The following is a 22,938-nucleotide window of genomic DNA, read 5'->3' on the forward strand; positions in this document are numbered from 1 at the left end:
CTCAGGTGCCGCAGAAGGTCCGGTAGCCGACGCCGCCGCCCGCGGGCGCCTCGGCGAAGGCGGCGTGATCCGGCTGGTCGTCGTAGGGGCGGGCCAGCACGGCGAGGAGCGTCGCGAACGGCGCGAAGTCGTCCCGCTCCACGGCGGCCTCGATCATCGCCTCGACCCGGTGGTTGCGCGGGATGAAGGCCGGGTTCACCCCGCGCATCGCGGCGGCGGTCTCGGCCGGGTCGCGGGCCTCCTGCGCCAGCCGCGCGCGCCAGTCGGCCGCCCAGGCATCGTAGCTCGTCGGATCGACGAACCGGTCGCGCACGGTCGCATCGGCGTCCGGGCGCTCCGCGGCGGCGCAGAGGGCGCGGAACGTCAGGGTGAAGTCGGCCTGGTTCTCGGCCATGCGCTTGAGGAGGTCGCCCGCCAGGGCCGGGTCGCCGTCCCGGGTCTCGGCGAGTCCGAGCTTGCGGGCGAGGCCGCCGTGATAGGCCGCCTCGAAGCGCGGCGCGTAGGTGGCCAGCGCCGCCTCGGCCTCGGCGACCGAGGCGTCCTCGGCCTCGGCGAGGAGCGGCAGCAGGGTCTCGGCGAGCCGCGTCAGGTTCCAGAGCGCGATCCGCGGCTGCTGGCCGTAGGCGTAGCGGCCGTTGCGGTCGATGGAGCTGTAGACCGTCCGGGGATCGTAGGCGTCGAGGAACGCGCACGGCCCGTAATCGATCGTCTCGCCGGCGACCGACATGTTGTCGGTGTTCATCACCCCGTGGACGAAGCCGACGTGCAGCCAGCGGGCCACGAGGTCGGCCTGGGCCGCGACGACGCCCTCCAGGAGCGCGCGGTAGGGGTTGGCGGCCCCGGCGGCGTCCGGATGGTGCCGGGCGATGACGTGGTCGGCGAGCGCCCGCAGGCCCTCGACGTCGCCCCGCGCCGCGAAGAACTGGAAGGTGCCGACCCGGATGTGGCTCGCCGCCACGCGGGTCAGGACCGCGCCGGGCAGGAGCGTCTCGCGCACGACCCGCTCGCCGGTCGTCACGGCGGCGAGGGCCCGGGTGGTCGGGATGCCGAGCGCCGCCATGGCCTCGCTGACGAGGTACTCGCGCAGGACCGGGCCGAGCGCCGCCCGCCCGTCGCCCCGCCGGGAGAACGGCGTCGGGCCCGCGCCCTTCAGCTGGATGTCGCGGCGGTGCCCGTTGCGGTCGACGACCTCGCCGAGGAGGACCGCGCGGCCGTCGCCGAGCTGCGGCACGAACTGGCCGAACTGATGCCCGGCATAGGCCGCGGCGATCGGGTCGGCGCCGTCCGGGACGGTGTTGCCCGCGAGCGCCGCGACGCCGTCCGGGCCGGCGAGCCAGTCCGGGTCGAGGCCGAGCTCCTCGGCGAGCGGGCGGTTGAGCCGGACGAGGCGCGGCGCCGCCACCGGCGTCGGCGGCCGGCGCGCGTAGAAGCGCTCCGGCAGGCGGGCGTAGCTGTTGTCGAAGGGGAGTGCCGTCATCGTCGGGATCTATGGAGAGCGGGGTCGGGGGGCAAGCGGCGCCCGTCGGGGGCGCAGGATCAGACGGTGCAGTCGACGCCCGTGAGGGCCTCGGATACCGACCAGAGCCGCGCGGCGGCGGCGGTGTCGCGGGCCTGCGCGGCGATGTCGGCCCGGGCCGGATGGCCGTGCAGCTCCCAGATCCCGTCGGGACCGTAATAGGCGCCGCCCTCGGCCTCCTGCGCGGTGGCGGCGAAGAGCAGCGGCAGCGCGCCCCGCGCCGCGGGCTGGCCGATCACCGCGAAGATCAGGTGCCCGGCAAGGCGCTGGACGGGGCCTGCCCGGTCGCCGCGGCGGAACACGTCCGTCCGGGCGGCGCCGGGATGGACCGGGATCGCGCGGATCGGCGCCCCCGCCGCCCTCAGGCGGCGGTCGAGTTCGAGCCCGAACATCAGCATCGCGAGCTTCGACTGCCGGTAGGCCTTCTGCGGCCCGTAGGCGCGCCGGAGCTGGAGGTCGTCGAAGTGGATCCGTCCGGGCCGGTGGGCGAGGCTCGCCACCGGGACGATCCGGGAGGTCACCCGCGCGGGCACCAGGGGCAGGAGCAGCCCGGTCAGCGCGAAATGGCCGAGATAGTTGGTGCCGAACTGGCGCTCGAACCCGTCCCCCGTCTCCTCGCGCCGCGGCACGGAGGCGATGCCGGCGTTGAGCAGCAGGATGTCGACGGGCTGCCCGTCCGCGCGGCAGGCCTCGCCGAAGGCGCGCACGGAGGCGAGGCTGGCGGTGTCGAGGCGGCGGAAGGCCAGCCGCGCTTCCGGGTGACGGTGCCGGATCGACGCCATGGCGCGCTGGGCCTTCTCGCCGTCGCGGGCGGCGAGGGTGACCGCGGCGCCCGCCCCCGCGAGGGCGAGGGCGGCCTCGTAGCCGAGCCCGCTGGTCGCGCCGGTGACGATCGCGTGCCGTCCGGCCTGACTCGGCATGTCGCGGGTCGTCCACCGGGTCCGGGTCATCGTCGCGCCTCTCCGCTCCTCGGCTAATCCGCCGGGCGCGGGGTTGTTCGCGGCCGGACCGGCCCTCAGGCGTCGGCGGGCCGGATCGTCTCGATCGCGTCGAGCGCCTCGATCCTCCGGGCGGCCGGACCGCGCGCGGCCGGATCGGCCGTCGGCCCGCGCCGCCGGGCCCGGCAGGCCAGGGCCGCGAGGGCCAGGAGCCCCCCCGCCAGCACGTCCGGCAGGTAGTGGCCGCCCGACCCGAGGGTCGCGACGATCACGGCGGCGTTGAGCAGGGCGGCCAGGGGGCCGAGGAGCGGCACCGGCGCCAGCGCCCAGGCCGTGAGGAGCGCGAGGCAGACGTGGAAGGACGGGAAGGTCGCGAGGCCGCGCAGGTCGCCGAGCGCCAGCGTGTGCAGGGTGCCGGCCCGCAGCCGCGCCACCGGCTCGAGGTGCCAGAGCGCGCCGACCGTCTCCAGGGGCTCGGACGGGACGACCCGCGGGGCGTAGTGGGCGTAGGGGCCGAGCGCCGGCAGGAGGGCGGCGAGGCCGATCACGCACAGCAGCGTCGCGGAAAACAGCCGGATGTAGGTCCAGAGCCGGCCGAGCCGGCGGGTCGCGCTCAGCGCGATCACCACGAGCCCGACCTGCGGGCCGCTGGAATGGTAGGCGAGCGCCAGCCACCACGACAGGGTCGGATGCCGCGCCAGGAAGGCCACGTGGCCCGTCCAGTCGAAGCCGAGGGCGGTCTCGATGCGGGCCAAAGCCGGATCGACGAAGGGCAGCCCGATCCCGGCGGCGAGGAAATGCAGGACCGCCACCGGCACCGTGAAGGCGATGAGGAACGCGCTCGCCAGGGCCATGCCCCGCAGGGGCGGATCGGACTTCACCGTGCTCAGGCAGGCCGCGGCGAGCAGCAGGACGAGGACGGCCAAGGCGGCGAGGCCGAAGCCCAGGGGCTCGACGGCCATGCCGGACGCCGCCATCCAGACGGCGTCGACCGCGATGATCGCCAGGGTCAGCGCCCAGAGACGCGGGTCCGGCGCGGCGATGCCGGCGCTGTGCCGGCGCAGCAGGCGCGACCCAGTGCCGGCGGGGCTTCGAACGGGGACGATGGGCTCGCGGCCGGTGTGAACGACCCGGTCTGGACGCATGATCCGGCTCACCTCGCCCGACAGGGCCGATGCTTGGCCGCGACGGGGCTCGGCCGCGACAGGGAGAGGCCCGCCGGCCGCGCAGGCGGACGGGCGAACAGGGTGGGGTTCGCGGGGGCGGACGTTACCGGCCGGTCGTGGGGGCGTCCCCGGTGGCCGGGGGCTTGCCGGTGCCGACCTCGCCCTCCGCCGGCGGCACGGCGGACGGATGCGTGACGGCCTCCGTGGCGGTCTTGCCCGGATCCTTCGTGTCGGCTGCCGGCTTCGGCGCGGTCTCGACCGGAGGCGCCGCTCCGGCTCCGGGCCGATCCTGCGCGAGGGCCGCGGCCGGAAGGGCGGCCAACGTGGCGGCGGCGAGGAGAAGGGCGGGGATCGATCGGGTCAAGCTCGGCTCCGTCGGGCGCGGTCGGGCGTTCAACCGGCCCAACGGCTGGCCGCAGGCGTCGTTCCGACGCGCCGACCGGCGGAGGGGCCCGCACGGGACGGGCCGGTGTGGCGCGGGCCGGTCCGGGACCGGCCGGGAGGTGACGGGTGGGTCCGGCGAGGCCGTACCCGGTCCCGTCATCTCAGGTCCTGGCGCGGTGGGCGCCGGCAGAGCGCGCGCCGGAGCGCGCGGCCGGGGCTCTCACGCCTCCGCGGTAGCCTTCCGGGTCTTGCGGCTCTTGGTGGCCTTCGTGCCGGTGCCGGTGCCGGCGCCGGCATCCGCCGCGACGGAGTCCGCGGGCTCGCTCCGCTTGGCGGCCGGGCTGCGGCGCTTGTGCCCCAGGCCGGCGTTGCGGGCGAACTCGGCGCGCATCGCCGAGTAGTTGGACGCGGTCGTCGGGTAGTCCGGCGGCAGCCCGTAGCGCTGCCGGTACTGCTCGATCGTCATGCCGTTGCCGGTGAGATGCCGCTTCAGCGTCTTGTACGGCTTGCCGTCGATGAAGCTGATCAGGGCGTCGGGCGTGATCGACTTCTTGATCTGCGCGGGCGTCGCCTTCTTGAATTCCGGCTCGGACGAGCCCGTCGTGTGGCCGAGACCGGCCAGCGCGGCGTGGACGCCGGACAGGAGCGACGGGAGGTCGGGAACCGGAACGGAGTTGTTGGCGACATAAGCCGAAACAATATCGGCAGTCAGCTCGACGAAATCGATCGGGTCCTGATGCGGTGCAGGATTGCTATCTTCCATGGGCGCCTCTCACGTGTGAGTGATTCATGAACGTGGATTCGCTTCTCGACAGTCAAGGCCTTATCTGCACGGAGATAACCCATTATGCCTGTTATCTACCGAATGGAGTGGCGAATACCAACATAGATCAATGGCGCTCTTCGTGCCCGATCTTTCCGCCGCCCCGGGGCCGACCCGCGGGTCGCGGCGCGCGTTCCGCCGCCGCCCACCGACCGGCCAGCCGCGGGCTCTTCAGGAAGCGTTAACCCTGCCATGGTGACTGGCAGGGTCGCTCCGGCTTTGGGGGTAAGAAGCCGAACGACAGGCGGGCCGAGCCCTGCCCCTCCATGCTCGGCCCGCGCCCTCGCGCCGCGGCGACGCTCAGGCGTTGGCCGCGGTCCCGATCGGTGTGGTGATCGCGCCGCGCGCCCCGGGCGGGACGACGGCCTGCAGGACCCGGGCTGGCCCGGCCGCGTAGTCGGCCCGGTAGCTGCGCTCGAGAGTCATCAGGGTGCGCATCGGCGCCTCGGCCAGGTCGAGGAGGCGGGCGTCGCGCCAGCGAAGCTTGGTGAGGCCGGAGCGGCCGAACCACCGCGGCCTCTCCTCCTCGACGAGCAGGACCAGCTTGCCCGTCCACGTCTTGCGAAACCAGAACCGTCCCGTGAGCTTGGCCGCGCCGAACATGCAGCACCCCGCGTGAGAGCCCCTTCGGGCAACGCGGGTCAAGCTCGGCGGTTTCCACCGGGAGCCCGTCGCCCGGCACCGGACCGGCGCCGCGGCCATGCACCGGCGGCATGGGCGCGGTGACGGCCCGCGGCGCCGCGCGCCGTCCGTGTCCGAGATGGCGGCGGACCGGGCCCGCCGCGACTCAGCCGCAGGTGCGGTCGCCCAGATCGCGGCCGGCCAGGGTGGTGCCGGTCACGGTGCCGCCGGCGCGGTAGCGGTCGGCCAGGATCGCGAGCGGGCGGCCCGCCAGGGCCCCGACGAGGCCGGCGGCGGCCTTGACGAGGAAGTCGTCGAACCGGCCGTGGCGGGTGCCGGTGAGGGTCTGGCCGGCTTCCAAGCCGCCGGCCAGCACGACGGTGCCCGCCAGGATCCAGAGCCAGTGCCGCGGGTAGGCCACCGTCATGAGCAGCCCGGCCACCGCGTAGGCCGCGACGCGCTCGAAGCTGGGATCGGCCGTGACCACCGGGCGGAGGCCGATCGGCACCAGCGTGACCGCGGCGATCAGCGCCACCAGGATCCAGGCCGCGACCCGTATCAGGCCCTGCCACTGCGCGTTCCATCTCAGCATCGCGGAAACGTAACCTCACGGCGACGGCGGCCGCGTACACTGCTGGCGCGCCGCCGGACGTATCATAACAACGGCCGGGGACCGGAACATCTGATCATGCGTGGTACTCTGGTCGTCGCGACCCTCCTCGCCTTCGCGGCGATGCCGGCGGCCATCGCGGCCAACCCGGTCCGGGACGTGCTCTGGGTGGCGCTGCAGGGCTGCGTGCTCGCCAAAAAGGCCGCGGGCCGGAGCTTTCCCTGCCTCGCGGTCGACCTCGGCGACGCGGCGCGCCCGGGAACGGCGGTGCTGCGCGCGCCGGGCCAGCCCACCCACACGGTGGTGATGCCCACCGACAGCGTCTCGGGCATCGAGGCCTCCGTGCTCCAGGGGCCTCGGGGAGCGGCCTACTGGCGGGCGGCGCTCGCGGCCCGGCACTACGTGTCGGACGCGCTGCAGGGCCGTCTGCCCGCCTCTGCGGTCGGCCTGGAGGTCAATTCCGTGGGCGGCCGCAGCCAGGATCAGCTGCACATCCACCTCGACTGCATGCGCCGGAGCGTCGTGGCGGCCCTGAAGGCCCACGGCGACGCCGTCGGCGAGAGCTGGGCCCCGTTCCCGGTGCCGCTCGAGGAGGTGCCCTACGTCGCCATGCGGGTCCCGGCGGACGCGATGGCGGCGTTCAACCCGTTCGCCGCGCTGGCCCGCGTGCCCGGCTGGCAGGGCCGGCTGCACGACGCGAGCTTCGCGGCGGTGGAAGCCGATCCCGGGGATCCGCGGGGCGGGATGATTCTGCTGGCGTATCGGGAGCCGGAGGCCAGCGCCGAGTACCTGATGGATCACAGCTGCCGGATGGCCAAGCACGATCGGTCCGGCTGACCGGCGACCGCGCCGAGCCGCGACCACTGTTGCTGCTACGTTCTATCCCTCCGGGACGCGAATCGGGCATAGAGCGAGCATGCGCATGCCGGTGCTCAGCTTGTCCGCGATGCTCCTCCTGGCCACCGGACCTGCGGTTGCGGCGCCGGCCGCCGGAGCGACCGATCCGGCCGAGCTGGAGCGCGCCTGGCACCGCTGCCTGCGGGACGCCTCGGGGCATCAGCCGACCGGGCAGAGCCGCGCCGGCGACGAGCGCAACGCCCTCGACGAGTGCAAGACCCGCGAGGATGCCCTGGTGGCGGCCCTGATGTCCGGCTCGCGCCCGGCGGACGCGCGCACCGGCACGGTGTGGTCGCGGACCTGGGCGGCGTTCGTGGAACCGCTCACCGCGTGGTTCGGCGCGCTGCGGCGCTGAGCCCGCCGCGGCTCCGAGCGGACCCCTGAGCGGGGCGGTGCGGCGTCAGGCCCCGCCGATGCCGGTCGTCACCATGCCGGTGCCTCGGCACTCGGAGCACTGCGCGTCGGCGACCTTGCCGGTGCCGCCGCAGGTCCGGCACAGGTTCTCGCCGGTGCCCGGCGTGCCGGGCGGGGCCTCGTCCCCGGGTTTGCGCGGATCCGCCTCGGCCATCGTCTGCCCTCTCCGGACGCCCTGTCCTGACCGGCAAACCGGGCCGGTCCGGCGCTGTTCCCGGTCGCGCGCACCGGGCCGAGCGCGGTGCCATCCGCGGCGTCGCACCGCGCTCGGCCCGGCGAACCGCGGCCCGCTCGGGCCGTTGCCCGACCATGAGTGATCAGACCACCAAACCGCACGCGGATCCCGTCACCGAGGCGCGCCGGCGCGAGATGGCGACCGAGCATCTCCTGTTCGGGACGATGCGGTTCCTGGCGCGGCGGCACCCGGACTTGCTGGACGAGCTCGAGGGCAGCCTCGCCCACCTGTGGGATACGGTCGAGGGCGAGGCGCGGGACGATGAGGCCGTGCGCACCATCGCCCGGCGCATCCTCAAGGGGCTGCGGGCCGAGCAGTGATCGGCCCGGCCCGGCTCACCGCTGGGCGGCGTCGGTCACCTTGATGGTCGGGATCATCGCCACGGCCTGGGCGGTCACGCGGTCGAAGGTCTCCCCGGTCAGGCCGCGTTCCGTCGCGAGCTTCCGGATCCGCTCGGCGTGCTGCGAGAGGGTCAGGCCGTAATAGGTCTTCTCTGCCGCCTGTTCGACAGACTCGTTTGCCACGTGTTCACTCCTGTTCATGGTTGGTGAGGCGCGCTGATGTGGGCCAGGACGGCCGCGGCTTCAAGCCCCGGCCGCGGCCGCGGCGCCCCGGCCATGAACCGCGGTCATGACGCGGCCGTATCGACGTCCCGCCCTCGGCGCACCGACACCTCAGCGGCTGCAGCCGATGCAGATGCCGCGGGTGATCGCGTCGTTGCGCTCCTCGACGGCGTCGCGGCGCTCGATGCTGCCGGTCTCGTTCGGGCCGAGGGCGCCGGGATTCGGCACGGTCTGGCCGGTCGCGGCGGTGTGGGGCGCCTTGGCGGTGGTGGCGGGGCCGCCGCCGGTGCCCGTCTGGCTCACGGGATCGGCCCAGGCGGTGACGGAGGCCAGGGTCAGGGCGGCGGCCATGGCGAGAGTCGCGGATCTGCGCATGTGAAGCTCCCAGCGCTGCGTGCGTCGGTCTGTGCGAAACTGACGCACGCGCGCGCGAGAAGTTCCCGTCCGCCTCCGTCAGCCATCCGCGCGATCGCCGTCGCGGCGCGAGTCGTTCGGCGAGCGAATGCGGCGGCTCACCTTCGGGCGTAACGGCTAAGCCATTTTGAGAACTGTCTTCGCTTCCGAATTCGCGAATCGTGGTGCCGTAACATTCGGAGGCGTACGTCATGAACCCGACCGTCAAGGCCGTTCTGCTGAACGAGCGGGCCACCGTGCTCTCGGCCATCGCGGCGCGTCAGGGCACCGTCTCCGACCTCCTCGTGCAGATCAACGGCGTCGAGAACGACATCTGGCGCCTGCGCCACCGCCTCATCGACATCGAGGCCTACCTGATCGGGCACCGCGTCGAGCTGCCGGACTCCGCCGACGGGCAGGCCGAGGCCGCGGACGGGACGGAGACCCCGGTTCCGCACACCGCGCTGCCGCAGGCCGCGCCCCGCTCGGTCGAGGTGATCGGCCTGCCGACCTGCAAGCCGCTCGGCGATTTCGTTCGCCCGAAGACGTCCGCGCGGAAGGCCCAGCCGGCGGCCGCGTCCCGCCAAGTCGAGACCGCCTGAGGTCGCCCGGGGATCGCGCCCATGCACCGCATCCGCAACGGCCTGCGGCGGAGGTCCGTGCCGCCGGCGCCGGCCCTGCCCGAGAGCCTGACGCGCTTCGTGGCGCCCCCGGTTCCCGAGACCGGCTGGATCACCGCGCCGCTCCGGGACATCGGTCTGGCGCTGCTGGTCGGCCTCGTGGTCGCCCTCGTCGGCGGCCGGATCCTCGAAGCCTGGTAGCCGGTCCTGACTGCATCCCGGCCATGGCCTATGAGGATCTCTGAGGATCCCGAGGGGGTGGACGGATGGGCGACGGCAGCGGCGCGCCGAGCGCGAAGATCGCGGAGGTTCAGCGCCTCGCCACGGCGCTCGCGGCGCGGGTTCGCTACGCGCAGCTGGTGGGCCGGCCGGTCTACGAGGCGCAGATCTCGGCGCTGGTCGGCGCGGCGCGCCTGATGGACGAGGAGCGGGCACCCTGGCCGCCGATGGTGGAGGAGGTGCTGACCGAGCTCGCCCGCGCGATCGAGGGAGCCGATCCCGCCGAAGGCGGGGAGGGCGGGGAGGGCGGCGGGGCGGACGGTCCGGAAAAGGACTTCCCCGGAGAGCCTTGAACGCACCGCTGCCGTCGCCGCCCTTGTGCCGGTCATCACGCGATCGAGGCAGGGACGCGATGGAGCAGGACACGCCGGGCGACGATCGGACGGCCCGAACGATCGCCGAGAACGTCTACGCCGCCTACTGGCGCCAGGCCGCCGGCGCCGATCATCCGCAGATCGAGCAGACCTGCCTCGCGCGTCTCGCCGAGGCGATCCGGCCCGAGATCCCGGGCGGATCGCCGGGCGCGATCATCGAGGCTGCCAACGCCGTCCTCGACGCGCTGGAGCAGCAGAACCCGCGTCTCCGCGGGCCCCGGGTCAGCGCCCTGAACCGGGCGGACGGATCGGTCGCCATGGGCCGCGCCTGAGCCGGCCGGGACGGCCGCGATCCCGCCCTGCGCGGCCGCCGGTCCGTGGCTGGCCGACCGCGCGGTCCCGGCGGTGTTCCGGAGCGGTGCGGGGCCGGAACTTCGCCGCGAGGGGCTGATCGCGCGGCGCGACGCGGATGCCGGGAAGTGGTTCCTGGCGGCCGGGTTCGGCCCGATCGGGCCCGTCGCGCCGCCGCTGTCCGCGGACCTGCCGGCGGGGCCGGGCCCGGATCATGCGGCAGCGGATCGCCGCGGCCTGACGCCGACGGCGGCCATGCTCAGGACGGCGTCCCGAGCCAGCGGAGGGAGCGTCTCAGACGTGCCGCACCGTCCGCGGCGAACCAGAGGCCGTGCGCGAACACGACGCGTTCCGGCGCGAGGCCGACGAGATCCGCGGCCGCCCGCGCGGCGTCGCGCCGCCGGAGCCTGATCACGAGGCGCAGATAGGGCGGCGGCTCGCCGTGCGGCGTCATGCGGGCGAGCCGCAGGAACGGGCGCAGGAGCGCCGGCATCTTCGCGGGCTCCAGGTTGAGGACGAGGTCGGTCAGGATCAGGGTGCGGCTCGCGCCGTGGAAGAACGCGACCTCCCGGAACCCGAACCCGCCCGGCACGACGACCTGGCGCAGGTCCGCCGCCCAATCGGGCGGCGCCGCGTCCTCCAGGATCCGGTCGACGCGCAGGCCGGAGCGGCGGACCTGGCGACGCTCGCGCAGGTTCGGGGCTGCCCAGGTCAGAGCCTCCGGACACTGGGCCTGCCAGTCCTTCAGGTAGGTCCAGTGGGCGATGTTGGGCGCGACCAGATGGCGGATCGGTCCCAGCGCGGCGATCGCTCGGTGCAGGCCCGCGTCGAAGCGCGTGGGCGAGTGCAGCCAGAGCGCTCCGTCCGCGAGGCGGACGACGGTCATCCGGACGGGCAGGGGTATGCCGAGGGCGCGGAGCGGCCCGCTGTCGACGATCCAGACGCCGTCGGCCACCGGCTTGAGCACGTCGAGGGGCGGATAGGTCGCTTCGGGCAAGTCCCGCTCTCTTCCTCGGCCGCGGGCCGGCACGGCCCCGCACCTGTGCAACAGCGGAGCCGCGGCGGGTTTCCCGGATCGATCGCCGCAGGCCCGGTGCGCCTCACGCCCGCGCGCAGTCGGGCCCGACCGGCTCGAGCGGCGGAACCGGGACGGCGCGCAGCAGCGCGATCACGAGGCCGAGGATCGTCAGCACGTCGCAGGTCAATCCGAAGACCGAGCCGACCAGGAGATTGTGCCCGGCCCAGCACAGGGAGGCACCGAGGAAGAGTTGGCGCATCGTCTGCGGCGCCGCCTGGAGGCGCGCGCCGGTGGCGAGCAGCGAGCCCGTCGCCGCGCAGGCCGAGGGCCACCCGTTCCACGTGGCCGCCGTCAGGCACGCCGCCGCGAGGGTGCTCGCGGCGAAGACGGGCGGGACCCAGCCGCTCCGGCCGGGCGCGCCGACGCAGCGGAGGGAGACGAGGCTCTGCAGCACCGAGATGGCGCACATCGCCGTCCCGGTGAGCGCACCGAGCGTGAGGTAATGGGCACCGAAGCACGCCGCACAGGCCGCCGAGGCCGCGAGGATCCAGGTCCGCCGCGGCATCACCCCCGCAGTAAAACCCAGGATCAGGCCCAGGGAACCGAACAGATCGAGGTGCGTCGCGGCGGCGGCGGACCAGGAATACAGGTAAGATGCGGCGTTCATCGTGCGCGACCGGCCGGCGCGACGGCGCCGTTTCAGTCGATCGCGCTAGGATCGCGCGGTAATCGGATGGTTAACGCCGTCTCCGGCACGGATCACGACGCGGCGAGCGTGGCCGCGCTGCCGCACCGCGATCCCGCGCGCCCTGTGAGCGCCCCCGAGCATTCGGCCACCGGTCGATCGAGATCACCGTCGCCGCCACCCAAGTATTCAGTCGATTTCCTATCTATCAATTCGGGGATTAACATACATTAATCGCGGTATGGCTGTGTTCGATCGGGAACAATGCCCTCGGGCTCCGGTTTTCCGGGCATTCAAGTCGGGACGACACCTCGGCCGGTCGGGCGGGGGTGTGCGTGCGCGCCCGATCTCGGTGGTGTGAACCAACGCTCACATGCAGCTTCCCACGAATGACGAGCATCATCCCGTTGCCGCGCGGTTCCGGGACTTCATCCAGCATGCCCCGTTTCCCTGCGTCGGCGCCAAATCCGCCCTCTCGCGCGGTCAGATGAAGATCGTGGTCGCCCGCGACATCACCTCCGACCGGGACGATACCCGCATCTATCCGGCGCTGCTCGCCTTCATCTGTCGGTACCGCGCGCAGCCGAGCCTGTTCCAGAGCTTCGCGGTCCTGTTCGAGGGGCCGCGCACGCTCACGGAGGAGGCCTTCGAGGCGGCGCTGTGGCGGCGGGTCCAGTCGCTCTCCGACACCGACCAGCGCCTCGGTCAGGCCTACGATCCCCGCGTCGCCGCCGACCCGGACGATCCGCATTTCTCGCTGAGCCTCGGCGGCCAGGGGTTCTTCCTGGTCGGGCTGCATCCCGGGGCGAGCCGCCGGGCCCGGCGCTTCGAGACGCCCGCCCTGGTGTTCAACCTGCACGACCAGTTCGAGCGGCTGCGCGCGGCGGGCCGCTACGAGCGCCTGCGCACCGCGATCGTCGACCGCGACGCCGCCTGGACCGGGACGATCAATCCCATGCTCGCCCAGCACGGCGAGAGCTCGGCAGCCCGTCAGTTCAGCGGACGCGCCGTTCCCGACGACTGGGCCTGCCCGTTCCGCCGCGGGGAGGCGCCCCCGACCTGGGACGCCCAGCAGGTCGCCGCCGATCTCGCATCGGGCGCCTTCGTGGTGCGCCAGATGGACAGCTGAGGGCCGACCGATGACGCGTTCCGTTCCGACCGCCGTTCCGTTTCCCGAGGACGAGGAGGCGGTGCTGTCGCTCGGGCGCGCGCTGCGCGAGACCGGCTACAGCTTCACCACGGTGACGCCGGCCACCCACGCGCACGTCAACGCCCGGCCGCGCAACGCCGAGGCCCGGAGCCTGCGCGACGTGTTCGGCTGGAGCCGGCCGTTCCGCGCCGACCTGGTCCCGGAGCCGATCCTGCGCCTGATGCGGGCGGCCGGCGCCGTGATCGAGGACGGCCCGCTGCTGCGGCCGACGCTGCGCTTCTCCAGCCTCGACGGCGAGCTGTTCGCGCATTCCGCGTATCCCCCGAGCGCGGCCGACGCGGTGTTCTTCGGTCCCGACACGATGCGCTTCGCCGCGGCTGTGATCGCGCATCTCGAGGGGCGGTCGCGGCCGGTGCGCCGGGCGGTCGATATCGGCTGCGGCTCGGGCGCGGCCGGGATCTGCGTCGCCAAGAGGGCGCCGGGCGCGGAGGTGGTGCTCGTGGACATCAACCCGGCGGCCATGCGGGCGGCGCGCGTCAACGCCCGGCTCGCCGGGACCGACGGGGTCGACGTCCGCCGCAGCGACATGCTGCGCGACGTCGAGGGCCAGTTCGACCTCATCGTGTCGAACCCGCCCTTCATGATCGACACGGCGGAGCGGGCCTACCGGCACGGCGGCGGTCCCCTCGGGGCCGGGCTGTCGCTCGCGGTGGCCGAGCAGGCGGCCGGGCGGCTCGCGCCCGGCGGCAGCCTCGTGCTGTTCACCGGCGCGGCGATCGTCGACGGGGAGGACCCGTTCCGCGACGCCGTGGCCGACCTCTGCGGCCGGTCCGGACTGGACTGGACCTACCGCGAGTTCGACCCCGACGAGTACGGCGAGGAGCTGGCGACCGACGCCTACGACGCGGTCGAGCGGCTCGCCCTCGTGATCCTGACCGCCACGCGCCCGGCGACCCGGCCATGACCGACAGCTCGACCGACAGCTCGACCGACGCCTCGACCGACGCCTTCCTCCAGGACGCCCTCGCGGGCCTGACCGCCGAGCCGAAGACGCTGCCGGGAAAGTATCTCTGGGACGAGACCGGCTCGGACCTGTTCGACAGGATCTGCCACAGCGCCGATTACTACCCGACCGCGCAGGAGATGACCGTCCTGCCCCAGGCCGCCGCCGACGTGGCGCGCCGGGTGCCGCCGGGCGTGACGGTCGTGGAGTTCGGCAGCGGCGCGAGCCGCAAGATCCGCACGCTCCTCGACGCGCTGCCCGATCCGGCGGCCTACGTGGCGATCGACATCTCGGGGGCGTACCTGGAGGCCGCGATCCGGCGGCTGGCCGCCGATTACCCCGGCATCCCGATGATCCCGGTCTGCGCCGACTACTCGCAGCCGGTGCGGCTGCCGCGCGCGGCGGGGCCGGGCGGCATCCTGGGCTTCTATCCGGGGACGAGCATCGGCAACTTCGATCCGCGCGAGGCCCGGCTGTTCCTGGAGCGCGCGCGCGCGACGCTCGGGCCGAGCCTGTTCCTCGTCGGCGCGGACGGCACCGCCGACCCGGACCGCCTGCAGCGCGCCTACGGGCGCGCCGACGGCCTGATGGCCGCGTTCCACCGCAACATCCTGACGCGGCTGAACCGGGAACTCGGCGCCGACTTCGACCGCGACAATTTCCGGCACGCCGTCCGGATCTGCCCGGACCCGCTGCGGGTGGAGGCCCACCTCGTCGCGACGCGGCCCGCCACCTACCGGTTGGGCGACCGGACGATCGCGTTCGCGGCCGCCGAGAGCATCCGGACAGACATCTCGCACAAGTACCCGGCGGACGCCTTCCGGGCGCTCGCGGTCGAGAGCGGCTGGCAGCCCCGCGCCCTCTGGAAGGGCGAGGGCGGAGACTTCAACCTCCACCTGCTGCAGGCGGAGCCCTGACCCGGCTCGAAGCCCGCGTTCTGACGCGCGCGCCGAGCCGGCATCCGCCGCGGCGGCGAGCGCCCTAGACGGCCTCGATCGGCGCGTGCTTGCCGTCGTGGGCGGAGCCCGATTCCATGCTCCGCGTCTCGCCGGCCCGCCGCTGGTCCCGGGCCGGCGGCGGGTAATCGGTCAGCGGGCGCCAGGGGGCGGCCGGCGTACCGAGGCGCGCGCCGGACGGGCGCATCGACATCCAGATCGCGACGGCCATCCACGGGACGACGAAGAAGACGAAGGCGGCGAGCCCCACGGCGATCCTCCATAGAACGACGATTCCGGGAGAACGCCCGAACGCCGGCCCCGGATCCGACGCTACGGGGCCGGCCGATCCGCGGCCGCCCGGTCGGGGGCCGCGTCGCCGGCCGGCAGGACGAGGTTGCCCAGCGCCACCCGCACCGCCTCGGGCCCCTCGACCCCGCGCATCAGGGCGATCTCCCCGCGCTGCCCGTGGCGGATCGCCTGCGCCATGATCCGCAGGCGGAGATCGGACGCCTCGGCCATCGCGGCGTCGGCCATCCGGATGGCGCCGACGTGGTGGACGGTCATGAGCGCCACGAACTGCGCGTCGAAGGCCTTGCCGGGCATCCCGCGGAGCGCGTCGATCCGGCCGGGCTCCAGCATGCCCGGCATCGACGCTTCTTCCGCCGGCGCGCAGATCTGCGACGCGGCCCCGAACCAACTGCGCCACCACTGATCGAAGACCGCGTTCTCGCCGCTCTGGGCGGCGGCGATCAGGCGGGCGAGGGCCCGGAGATGCGCGTCCTGCGCGCGCTCGGCCCCGAGCCTCGCGAGGTCGATTCCCTGCCGGTGGTGCGCCATCATGCGCCGCATGTAAGCCTGGTCGAAGGCCGGGTCGCGGCCCATCCAGGCGATCTCCCGACCCTGCGCGCCGAGGAGCGCCAGCACCCCGAGGAACCCGCCGATCAGCAGCGTGGCGCCGCTCCAGCCGGCCGCGAACCGGCGATGCGGCGATGGGCGCCGCCCGGCGACGGCGTCCCGCAGGTACGGGAACAGCGGGTAGAGCGAGGCCGAGGTGGCGTGGACCAGGAAGCCGATCCAGTAGGGCTGCTCCAGGGGGAAGATCGGCTGCCGGAACGGCAGCAGGGGAACGAGCACGAGCCACTCGCTCGCCGAGGTGAGCAGCGCCCAGGCCGGCGCGACCAGCGCGAGCGTCCAGGGGCCGAGGCGGCCGGTCCAGCGCCCGAGCAGGCCGAAGAACACCACGGCCCAGGAGAAGTCCGCCCACTGGTGGAACAGGATGCCGGCGAGAATCACCGGACCGGACGGATCCACCTGGAGGGCGCCGTCGCGCAGGGGGATCGCGGCGACCACCATCCAGTCGACGGCGGCGTCCCGGCCGATCCGGGCCGCCGTGAGCTGGCTGAACAGCGTCGAGACGGTGCTGCTGAGCAGGCCGAGCAGCATGGCGGCGCGCCAGGTGATCCCGGCCTCGCCCGACCAGAGGCGTCGTAGGTTTCGGCGCACGCGCTGCCCCGCTCGTGATCGCAGTCGCCATACGGGGCCGGATGCGGGCGGGCGACAGCCTATGTTGGAAACGCCGCCTCTGTCGTGTCCGGGCGGGGCGCGCGGGACGATCGGGCCTGGAGCCCGGCGCGGTCAGAACCTACAAGGATGGGCCGCTCAGCCGGGCCTCCGGACCTGATCGGCGGCCCCGCCGGGCGCGACCCGCGCGACCCGGTCCGGACACCGTCGCGGCGACGCGCAGCCTGCTGGAGCGAGCAATGGCAGATCTTTCCGGAAAGACGGTCCTGGTCACGGCGGCGGGGCAGGGGATCGGGCGCGCCAGCGCGCTCGCCTTCGCCCGCGCCGGGGCGCGGGTCCACGCCACCGACATCAACGCCGACGCCCTCGCCGCGCTGCGCGCCGACACCCTCAGCACCGCGACCCTCGACGTGCTGGACGGGGACGCGGTCAGGGCCCTGGTCGCGCGCATCGGCGCGGTCGACATCCTGTTCAACTGCGCCGGCACCGTGCACGCCGGCACCATCCTGGAGATGCGCGACGACGAGCTCGACTTCGCCCTCGACCTCAACGTGAAGGCGATGATCCGCACGATCCGGGCTGTCCTGCCCGGGATGCTGGAGCGCCGGGACGGCGCCATCGTCAACATGGCCTCGGTCGCCTCCTCGGTGAAGGGCGTACCCAACCGCTGCGCCTACGGGGTGACGAAGGCGGCGGTGATCGGGCTGACCAAGGCGGTGGCCGCCGACTATGTCGGCCACAACATCCGCTGCAACGCGATCTGCCCCGGCACGGTGGAGAGCCCGTCGCTGCAGGAGCGCATCCGCCAGCAGGGCGACTACGAGCAGACCCGGGCGGCCTTCATCGCGCGCCAGCCGATCGGCCGGCTCGGCACGCCCGAGGAGATCGCCGACCTCGCCGTCTACCTCGCGGGCGCGACCTACACGACCGGCCAGGCCGTCGTGATCGACGGCGGCTGGACGATCTGACCGGGCGGGCTTCAGAACCGCGCGACGAGCCCGACGCCGCCGATCATCAGGGCGCCGCCCAGGACGCGCCACAGGCCGGCCTCGTGGACCTTGAAGCCCACCAAGCCGAAATGGTCGAGCAGGATCGACGTGACGACGCCCGCCGTCACGATCAGCCCGAGGAAGGTGGCGGCCCCGATCCGCTTGGACACGGAGAGCTGCGCCATCGTGAGGCCCGCGCTCATCAGGCCGCCGAGCCACGCCCACCAGGGCACCTGCGCGAGGCGGTCCACCGGCGGCAGCCCGTACTGCCCCGTCACCAGCATGGCGACGGAGATCGCCGCGACGCTGACGACGAGGCTCACCACGCCGGCGAGAAGCGGCCGCGCGAGGGACTTGGCGAGGCCCGCGTTCTGGCCCGGTTCGATCGCGGTGGCGACGCCCGCGAGCAGCGCGAAGCCGTAGAGGAAGAGCATGCTGGGATCCTGAGGGTGCGAGGCGTTCGGATCGACCGACCCGTCAGAACGCCGCCACGAGGGCGACGCCCGCGACCATCAGCGCGCCGCCGAGGACGCGCCAGCGCCCGGCGGGGTGGCGCTCGAAGCCCACGAGGCCGCGATGGTCGAGGATGATGGAGCCGACCACGCCCGCCGTGATCACGCAGCCCAGGAACGGCGCCGCGCCGACCTTCTCGGAGATGTAGAGCTGCGCCAGGACGACCGTGGCCCCGAGGATGCCGCCCGGCCACGCCCACCAGGGGACGGGCGTGGCCGCTTCGGCCCGGGTCCGGCCGCGCAGCCGGGCGACGACCATCGCGGCGAGGAAGCAGGCGATCGCGAGGCCGAAGCAGAAGAGGCCCGCGAGCATCGGCTGCCCCGTGACCTTCGCCAGCGTGGCGTTCTGGCCGGGCTCGATGGCGTTCGCAACCCCGGCCACGAGGGCGATGCCGTAGAGGTACCACTTGGACACGGCGGCGCATTCCGGAGGAGGAGAGGTCCGCACCCGGACGGGGCGGTCTGCTGTCAAACCCGCCGCCGCGCCGGGTGACTGCATCACGATGCTCGGTCCGCGGCGGGACAGATCGCCCCAGGGACCGGGCGAGGCCGCCCGGCCGGCGACGGCGCGGGAACGTTTCCGGCCCCTCGCGTGCTGTGCCTTCCGCAGCCCGAGTGGATGATGGACGCCCGCAGCCCGACGATCACGCCGAAGACGCAGGACCGTCAGGCCGAGCTGACCCTGCGGGGGATCGCGCTCGGCGCGGCCATCACCGTCGTGTTCATGGCCGCCAACCTCTACATGGGCCTGAAGACCGGGATGACGTTCTCGTCCTCGATCCCGGCCGCGATGATCTCGATGGGCGCCTTCCGGCTGATGGGCGGCGCCGGCATCCTCGAGAACAACATCGTGCAGACCCAGGCCTCGGCGGCCGGCACCCTGTGCAACGTCATCCTGGCTCTCCCCGGCCTCGTCCTCGTCGGCCACTGGCACGGCTTCCCGTTCTGGCAGACCACGGCGGTCTGCCTGCTGGGCGGTCTGCTCGGCGTCGCCTTCTCGATCCCGCTCCGCCGCGCCCTCGTGTCGGGCAGCGATCTCCCCTATCCCGAGGGCATCGCCGCCGCGGAGGTTCTCAAGACCGGGCACGAGGAGCAGGGCGGCCGCGGCCTGCGCGACCTGCTCGGGGCCGCCGCGGCGGCCGGGACGATCGGGCTCGCCACCACGGGGCTGAAGGTCCTGGGCGAGGGCCTCAACGGCGCGGTCAGCCTCGGCGGCGCGGTGTTCCGCACCGGGACCGGCTTCTCGCTGGCGCTGGTCGGCGTCGGCTACCTCGTGGGCATCGGCGCCTGCCTCGCGCTGCTGACCGGCGTCCTGATCGCCTGGGGGATCGCGGTCCCGATGCTGACCGCCCTGTCGCCCGACCCCGGCAAGTCCGCGGGTGCGGCCGCCGAGGCGGTCTGGTCCGGGCAGGTGCGCCTCATGGGCGCCGGCATCATCGCGGTGGGCGGGCTGTGGACCGTGGGCTCGCTGGCGCGCCCGATCTTCGGAAGCATCCGCGCCGCCCTGTCCGGGAGCGGCGGTCTCGGCAAGGATCACCCGCGCGAGGAGCGCGACCTGCCGATCACCTGGGTCGCCGCCGCGACGCTGGCCCTGTGCGTGCCGCTCGCGATCCTGTTCGCGTACTTCGCCGCGCCGGCCGACCTCGGCGGCCTGATGATCGTGCTGGCGGTGGCCGCGACCCTGTTCACGGTGCTGTTCGGCTTCCTGATGGCGGCGGCCTGCGGCTACCTCGCGGGCCTGCTGGGCTCCTCGTCCAGCCCGATCTCGGGGATCGGCATCCTGACCACGATGGCGACCGCGCTGCTCCTGCCCCTGATCCTGGGGCATTCCGCGGGGCCCGAGGGGGACCGGTTCGTGACCGGCATGGCGCTGCTGCTGACGTCCGTGATCATCACCACCTCGTCGATCGCCAACGACAACCTGCAGGACCTGAAGACCGGGCAGGTGCTGGGCGCCACGCCCTGGCACCAGCAGGTCGCGCTCATCCTCGGCGTCGGGGTCGGCGCCGTGGTGATCGCCCCGCTCCTGTCGCTGCTCTACGAGGCCTACGGCTTCGTCGGCGCGCCCGCGCATGACGGGCAGGACGCGGGGAGCGCCATGCCGGCGCCCCAGGCGGCCCTGATGACCCAGATCGCCAACGGCATCACGCACGGCGAGCTGCCCTGGACCATGGTGCTGATCGGGGCCGGGCTCGGGGTGGTGCTGGTGGCGGCCGAGACCTGGCTGAAGCGGCGCGACCTCACCTTCCCGGCCCTGACGGTCGGGATCGGCATGTACCTGCCGCTCTCGGTGGAGATGACGATCGCGATCGGCGGCGTCCTCGGCTGGATCGCCGAGCGCCGGCTGCGCGCCCGCGTCGGACCGAAGGGGGACGCGAAGGCCGACAAGGCAGTGGGGTACGCCCGCCGGCGGGGCGTGCTCCTCGCCTCCGGATTCCTCGTCGGCGAGAGCTGCATCGGCGTGCTGCTCGCCGGCACCGATCTCCTGGCTGGGCACAGTTCGGCGATCGCCGTCGCCGGCAAGGGCTTCGCGCCCTACGCCACGGGGCTCGGCCTCGCCGTGTTCCTGGCGGGCCTCGCCGTCTACCTGCGGATGGTCTCGACGCCGGCCGCGGCCCAGCGGGGGGCGTGACGGATCCGCCGGGTTCCGGAGCGGGTTCCCCCAGGACGCCGTCGTCCGCGCGGGCGGAGCGAAGCCGCCCGGACGACACGACGCTCACGGATGCCGCGTGTCCCGCGGCGCTTCGCTGCGCCCGCCGCGAGGAGGGCGACGCGCTACCTCGGCATCCGCCACGCTGGAGTTGCGCATGAGAGCGGCTGACACCCGGGAACGGGTCTTCCCCTTGAGCGCGGGCATCCTGTTCGGGCTCGGCCTCGGCGGCTTCTTCGACGGGATCGTGCTGCACCAAGTGCTGCAATGGCACCACATGCTGAGCAGCTGGTACCCGATCGACACGATCCCGAACCTCGAACTGAACACCCGCTGGGACGGCATCTTCCACAGCGCGACCTACGTCTTCGTGGTCCTCGGGCTGTTCATCCTCTGGCGCGCCGCGCACCGCACGCACCTCTACTGGTCCAGCAAGCTGCTCGCCGGGTCGCTCCTGATCGGCTGGGGCCTGTTCAACCTCGTCGAGGGCGTGATCGACCACGAGATCCTCGGCGTGCACCACGTCAACGAGCTGACGCCCCGGGAGCAGTGGCTGTACTGGGACCTCGGCTTCCTGCTCTGGGGCGGGGCGATGCTGGCCGCGGGCCTGGGCCTCGTGCTGGTCGGCCGCGGGGAGGAGGCGTCGCTGGCGCGGTCTCCCGCGTGAGGGCCGCCGGCCCCGGCCTCCGACCGGTCCTGCCCTGGCTCGCCCTGACGGCCGGCCTGATCCTCGCCACCCTGCCGGCCTGGCGGCCGCTGATCTTCGGGACCGCGCTGACCGTCGAGGATCTTCTCACCCTGCGCTGCCTGTCGCGCTGATCCGCGCGTCCGGCCCGTGCCGGTCAGGCCTCGTCCGCCGCCTCGCCGAGCAGCGTCCGGACGAACCGGCGGCTGCGCGGATCGGCCGGCCGGGCGAAGACGTCCGCGGCCGCGCCCTGCTCGACGACGCGCCCGCCTTCCAGGAACACCACCGTGTCGGCGACGCGCCGCGCGAGGCGCAGGTCGTGGGTCGCCATCAGCATGGTCGTGCCGGCGCCCGCGAGGCCGGCCAGCACGTCCACCACCTCGGCGGCGAGTTCCGGGTCGAGGGCCGAGGTCGGCTCGTCGCAGAGCAGCAGGCGCGGGGAGGGGGCCAGCGCCCGGGCGATCGCCACCCGCTGCTGCTGGCCGCCCGACAGGCTGGCGGGCCAGTCCGCGGCCTTGTGGGCGAGGCCGACGCGCTCCAGCAGCTCCAGCGCGCGCGCCCGGGCCCGGGCCTGCGGCCACTTGGCCACGGTGACGAGCCCCTCGGTGACGTTCTCCATCACCGTCCGGTGGGGGAAGAGCTGGAAGTTCTGGAACACCATGCCGGTCTGCCGGCGCACGGCGAGCACGTCCCGCCGCGCCGGCGGGCTGCCGGGCCGGAAGGTGAGGCGGACGTCGCCGAGGGTCAGCGTCCCGGCCTGCGGGACCTCCAGCAGGTTCACGCAGCGCAGGAGCGTCGACTTGCCCGAGCCCGACGGGCCGATCAGCGCCGTGACCCGCCCCTCCGGGACCGCGAGGTCGACGCCCCGCAGGACGGGGTTGTCGCCGAAGCGCTTCTCGATGGCCGACAGGGCGATCACGCGCGGGCCTCCAGGTAGCCGCCGTAGCGCCCGAGGCGCCGCTCCAGCAGCGTCTGGAGCCAGGACAGCAGCGTCGACAGGACGAGGTAGATCAGCGCCACCTCGATGTAGAGGATCAGCGGCTCGTAGGTGACGGCGACGATGCGCTGGGCCGCCTGGAACAGCTCCGGCACCGTGATGGCGGCCGCGAGCGAGGTGTCCTTCACCAGCGCGATGAAGGAGTTCGCCAGCGACGGCACCGCCACCCGCGCCGCCTGGGGCAGGATCGTGCGGCGCAGGGCCTGGACCGGCGTCATCCCGGTGGCGTAGGCCGCCTCCCACTGCCCCTTCGGGATGGAGGCGATGGCGGCGCGGACGATCTCGGACGTGTAGGCGCCGACGTTGAGGGTGAACCCGATCACGGCGGCCGGGAAGGCGTCGATCAGGATGCCGGTGCTCGGCAGGCCGTAGAAGATCACGAACAGCTGCACGAGGAGCGGCGTGCCCCGGAAGATCCACACGTAGAGCCACGCCAACGCCGCCAGCGGCCGGGGCGCGAACAGCCGCACGAGGGCGGTGCCGAGTCCCAGCGCGAGGCCGAGCGCGAAGGCGATGAGCGTCAGCGGCACCGTGAAGCGCAGGCCGGCCGCGAGCAGCGGCCCCAGCGACTGGAGCATGAGGTCGAGCCAGTGCGGCACGGGGCGGCGTCTCCTACCGGGCGGATCGAGCGGCGGGCTGTGCGGGATCGGCGCCCGGGCGGGCGCG

32 protein-coding genes are annotated in these 22,938 nt (G+C 73.8%); 14 read left to right on the forward strand and 18 right to left on the reverse strand.

What is annotated here, in order from left to right:
* Position 1: 1 nt before the first annotated feature.
* The 7 genes from J3A75_RS30995 to J3A75_RS31025 form a co-directional block, all read right to left on the reverse strand.
* Positions 2 to 1,477, reverse strand: a complete 1,476-nt coding sequence (locus J3A75_RS30995) for a protein adenylyltransferase SelO (RefSeq protein ID WP_012321803.1) — start codon at positions 1,475 to 1,477, stop codon at positions 2 to 4.
* Positions 1,478 to 1,536: 59 nt separating this feature from the next.
* Positions 1,537 to 2,466, reverse strand: coding sequence for an oxidoreductase (locus J3A75_RS31000; RefSeq protein WP_012321804.1), 930 nt, complete (start codon positions 2,464 to 2,466; stop codon positions 1,537 to 1,539).
* A 65-nt stretch (positions 2,467 to 2,531) separates the two neighbouring features.
* The gene (locus J3A75_RS31005) at positions 2,532 to 3,599 is read right to left on the reverse strand and encodes a phosphatase PAP2 family protein (protein ID WP_058606332.1); all 1,068 of its coding nucleotides are present in this window, start codon (positions 3,597 to 3,599) and stop codon (positions 2,532 to 2,534) included.
* A 124-nt stretch (positions 3,600 to 3,723) separates the two neighbouring features.
* The gene (locus J3A75_RS31010; protein WP_024828515.1) at positions 3,724 to 3,984 is read right to left on the reverse strand and encodes a hypothetical protein; all 261 of its coding nucleotides are present in this window, start codon (positions 3,982 to 3,984) and stop codon (positions 3,724 to 3,726) included.
* Between the two features lie 240 nt (positions 3,985 to 4,224).
* Entirely contained in the window at positions 4,225 to 4,767 is a 543-nt protein-coding gene (locus tag J3A75_RS31015) for a MucR family transcriptional regulator (protein WP_012321807.1), read from the reverse strand.
* Positions 4,768 to 5,127: 360 nt separating this feature from the next.
* Entirely contained in the window at positions 5,128 to 5,430 is a 303-nt protein-coding gene (locus J3A75_RS31020) for a hypothetical protein (RefSeq protein ID WP_012321808.1), read from the reverse strand.
* A gap of 184 nt (positions 5,431 to 5,614) precedes the next feature.
* On the reverse strand, positions 5,615 to 6,040 hold the full coding sequence (locus J3A75_RS31025; protein WP_024828514.1) for a hypothetical protein: 426 nt from the start codon (positions 6,038 to 6,040) through the stop codon (positions 5,615 to 5,617).
* Positions 6,041 to 6,136: 96 nt separating this feature from the next.
* Here J3A75_RS31025 and J3A75_RS31030 point away from each other — a divergent pair, with 96 nt between their 5' ends.
* Together J3A75_RS31030 and J3A75_RS31035 are read left to right on the forward strand one after the other, a co-directional pair.
* A complete protein-coding gene (locus J3A75_RS31030) occupies positions 6,137 to 6,895 on the forward strand; it encodes a CDP-diacylglycerol diphosphatase (protein ID WP_071000244.1) in 759 nt (252 codons plus the stop codon).
* 85 nt (positions 6,896 to 6,980) lie between these two features.
* Positions 6,981 to 7,310: a hypothetical protein gene (locus tag J3A75_RS31035; RefSeq protein ID WP_234741029.1), complete on the forward strand. Its 330-nt coding sequence runs from the start codon at positions 6,981 to 6,983 to the stop codon at positions 7,308 to 7,310.
* Positions 7,311 to 7,355: 45 nt separating this feature from the next.
* Here the strand turns inward: J3A75_RS31035 and J3A75_RS31040 are convergent, their stop codons facing one another.
* On the reverse strand, positions 7,356 to 7,523 hold the full coding sequence (locus J3A75_RS31040) for a hypothetical protein (protein WP_209650900.1): 168 nt from the start codon (positions 7,521 to 7,523) through the stop codon (positions 7,356 to 7,358).
* Between the two features lie 155 nt (positions 7,524 to 7,678).
* Between J3A75_RS31040 and J3A75_RS31045 the strand changes: the two genes are divergently transcribed.
* Positions 7,679 to 7,924, forward strand: coding sequence for a hypothetical protein (locus J3A75_RS31045; protein ID WP_012321813.1), 246 nt, complete (start codon positions 7,679 to 7,681; stop codon positions 7,922 to 7,924).
* A gap of 15 nt (positions 7,925 to 7,939) precedes the next feature.
* Here J3A75_RS31045 and J3A75_RS31050 read toward each other — a convergent pair whose 3' ends face one another.
* Positions 7,940 to 8,128 carry a hypothetical protein gene (locus J3A75_RS31050; protein WP_012321814.1) on the reverse strand — a complete coding sequence of 63 codons (189 nt, stop codon included), beginning with the start codon at positions 8,126 to 8,128 and terminating at the stop codon, positions 7,940 to 7,942.
* A 150-nt stretch (positions 8,129 to 8,278) separates the two neighbouring features.
* A complete protein-coding gene (locus J3A75_RS31055; RefSeq protein WP_071000245.1) occupies positions 8,279 to 8,542 on the reverse strand; it encodes a hypothetical protein in 264 nt (87 codons plus the stop codon).
* A 230-nt stretch (positions 8,543 to 8,772) separates the two neighbouring features.
* Here J3A75_RS31055 and J3A75_RS31060 point away from each other — a divergent pair, with 230 nt between their 5' ends.
* The 4 genes from J3A75_RS31060 to J3A75_RS31075 all read left to right on the forward strand — a co-directional run bounded on the left by J3A75_RS31060 (position 8,773) and on the right by J3A75_RS31075 (position 10,105).
* Positions 8,773 to 9,162: a hypothetical protein gene (locus J3A75_RS31060; protein ID WP_071000246.1), complete on the forward strand. Its 390-nt coding sequence runs from the start codon at positions 8,773 to 8,775 to the stop codon at positions 9,160 to 9,162.
* A gap of 21 nt (positions 9,163 to 9,183) precedes the next feature.
* Entirely contained in the window at positions 9,184 to 9,381 is a 198-nt protein-coding gene (locus J3A75_RS31065; protein ID WP_012321817.1) for a hypothetical protein, read from the forward strand.
* A 65-nt stretch (positions 9,382 to 9,446) separates the two neighbouring features.
* The gene (locus J3A75_RS31070; protein WP_071000247.1) at positions 9,447 to 9,752 is read left to right on the forward strand and encodes a hypothetical protein; all 306 of its coding nucleotides are present in this window, start codon (positions 9,447 to 9,449) and stop codon (positions 9,750 to 9,752) included.
* Positions 9,753 to 9,811: 59 nt separating this feature from the next.
* Complete coding sequence (locus tag J3A75_RS31075) at positions 9,812 to 10,105, forward strand: hypothetical protein (RefSeq protein WP_071000248.1); 294 nt, start codon at positions 9,812 to 9,814, stop codon at positions 10,103 to 10,105.
* Positions 10,106 to 10,383: 278 nt separating this feature from the next.
* Here J3A75_RS31075 and J3A75_RS31080 read toward each other — a convergent pair whose 3' ends face one another.
* A complete protein-coding gene (locus J3A75_RS31080) occupies positions 10,384 to 11,121 on the reverse strand; it encodes a DUF4336 domain-containing protein (protein WP_071000249.1) in 738 nt (245 codons plus the stop codon).
* A 103-nt stretch (positions 11,122 to 11,224) separates the two neighbouring features.
* Positions 11,225 to 11,809 carry a YgjV family protein gene (locus J3A75_RS31085; protein ID WP_058607816.1) on the reverse strand — a complete coding sequence of 195 codons (585 nt, stop codon included), beginning with the start codon at positions 11,807 to 11,809 and terminating at the stop codon, positions 11,225 to 11,227.
* Positions 11,810 to 12,200: 391 nt separating this feature from the next.
* On the opposite strand from J3A75_RS31085, the gene gntA reads away from it, so the two are divergent.
* The 3 genes from gntA to egtD are packed head-to-tail and all read left to right on the forward strand — an operon-like array spanning position 12,201 to position 14,897.
* The gene (gene gntA / locus J3A75_RS31090; RefSeq protein ID WP_024828508.1) at positions 12,201 to 12,956 is read left to right on the forward strand and encodes a guanitoxin biosynthesis heme-dependent pre-guanitoxin N-hydroxylase GntA; all 756 of its coding nucleotides are present in this window, start codon (positions 12,201 to 12,203) and stop codon (positions 12,954 to 12,956) included.
* Between the two features lie 10 nt (positions 12,957 to 12,966).
* Entirely contained in the window at positions 12,967 to 13,941 is a 975-nt protein-coding gene (locus J3A75_RS31095) for a methyltransferase (protein ID WP_024828507.1), read from the forward strand.
* Positions 13,938 to 14,897: an L-histidine N(alpha)-methyltransferase gene (gene egtD / locus J3A75_RS31100; protein ID WP_053621863.1), complete on the forward strand. Its 960-nt coding sequence runs from the start codon at positions 13,938 to 13,940 to the stop codon at positions 14,895 to 14,897. The genes J3A75_RS31095 and egtD overlap by 4 nt, the downstream gene beginning before the upstream one ends.
* 64 nt (positions 14,898 to 14,961) lie before the next feature.
* Here the strand turns inward: egtD and J3A75_RS31105 are convergent, their stop codons facing one another.
* Together J3A75_RS31105 and J3A75_RS31110 are read right to left on the reverse strand one after the other, a co-directional pair.
* A complete protein-coding gene (locus J3A75_RS31105; RefSeq protein WP_012321825.1) occupies positions 14,962 to 15,186 on the reverse strand; it encodes a hypothetical protein in 225 nt (74 codons plus the stop codon).
* Between the two features lie 62 nt (positions 15,187 to 15,248).
* Complete coding sequence (locus J3A75_RS31110) at positions 15,249 to 16,421, reverse strand: DUF305 domain-containing protein (RefSeq protein ID WP_245295838.1); 1,173 nt, start codon at positions 16,419 to 16,421, stop codon at positions 15,249 to 15,251.
* A 257-nt stretch (positions 16,422 to 16,678) separates the two neighbouring features.
* Between J3A75_RS31110 and J3A75_RS31115 the strand changes: the two genes are divergently transcribed.
* Positions 16,679 to 17,407 carry an SDR family oxidoreductase gene (locus J3A75_RS31115; RefSeq protein ID WP_012321827.1) on the forward strand — a complete coding sequence of 243 codons (729 nt, stop codon included), beginning with the start codon at positions 16,679 to 16,681 and terminating at the stop codon, positions 17,405 to 17,407.
* A gap of 11 nt (positions 17,408 to 17,418) precedes the next feature.
* Here J3A75_RS31115 and J3A75_RS31120 read toward each other — a convergent pair whose 3' ends face one another.
* Both J3A75_RS31120 and J3A75_RS31125 read right to left on the reverse strand, forming a co-directional pair.
* Entirely contained in the window at positions 17,419 to 17,862 is a 444-nt protein-coding gene (locus J3A75_RS31120) for a DMT family transporter (protein ID WP_012321828.1), read from the reverse strand.
* A 43-nt stretch (positions 17,863 to 17,905) separates the two neighbouring features.
* A complete protein-coding gene (locus tag J3A75_RS31125; protein ID WP_024828504.1) occupies positions 17,906 to 18,355 on the reverse strand; it encodes a DMT family transporter in 450 nt (149 codons plus the stop codon).
* A gap of 207 nt (positions 18,356 to 18,562) precedes the next feature.
* Here J3A75_RS31125 and J3A75_RS31130 point away from each other — a divergent pair, with 207 nt between their 5' ends.
* From J3A75_RS31130 to J3A75_RS31140, 3 genes are all read left to right on the forward strand, one after another.
* Entirely contained in the window at positions 18,563 to 20,572 is a 2,010-nt protein-coding gene (locus tag J3A75_RS31130; protein ID WP_071000251.1) for an OPT family oligopeptide transporter, read from the forward strand.
* Positions 20,573 to 20,747: 175 nt separating this feature from the next.
* Positions 20,748 to 21,257, forward strand: coding sequence for a DUF2243 domain-containing protein (locus tag J3A75_RS31135; protein ID WP_012321831.1), 510 nt, complete (start codon positions 20,748 to 20,750; stop codon positions 21,255 to 21,257).
* On the forward strand, positions 21,254 to 21,409 hold the full coding sequence (locus tag J3A75_RS31140) for a hypothetical protein (protein ID WP_012321832.1): 156 nt from the start codon (positions 21,254 to 21,256) through the stop codon (positions 21,407 to 21,409). The genes J3A75_RS31135 and J3A75_RS31140 overlap by 4 nt, the downstream gene beginning before the upstream one ends.
* Positions 21,410 to 21,432: 23 nt before the next feature.
* On the opposite strand, the gene J3A75_RS31145 is transcribed toward J3A75_RS31140, so the two are convergent.
* Positions 21,433 to 22,194, reverse strand: a complete 762-nt coding sequence (locus tag J3A75_RS31145; protein WP_209650901.1) for an amino acid ABC transporter ATP-binding protein — start codon at positions 22,192 to 22,194, stop codon at positions 21,433 to 21,435.
* Positions 22,191 to 22,871: an amino acid ABC transporter permease gene (locus J3A75_RS31150; protein WP_012321834.1), complete on the reverse strand. Its 681-nt coding sequence runs from the start codon at positions 22,869 to 22,871 to the stop codon at positions 22,191 to 22,193. Before J3A75_RS31150 ends, J3A75_RS31145 begins: the two co-directional genes overlap by 4 nt.
* Positions 22,872 to 22,938: the final 67 nt, after the last annotated feature.

This window comes from Methylobacterium sp. PvP105 (assembly GCF_017876975.1).
Lineage (GTDB): Bacteria > Pseudomonadota > Alphaproteobacteria > Rhizobiales > Beijerinckiaceae > Methylobacterium > Methylobacterium radiotolerans.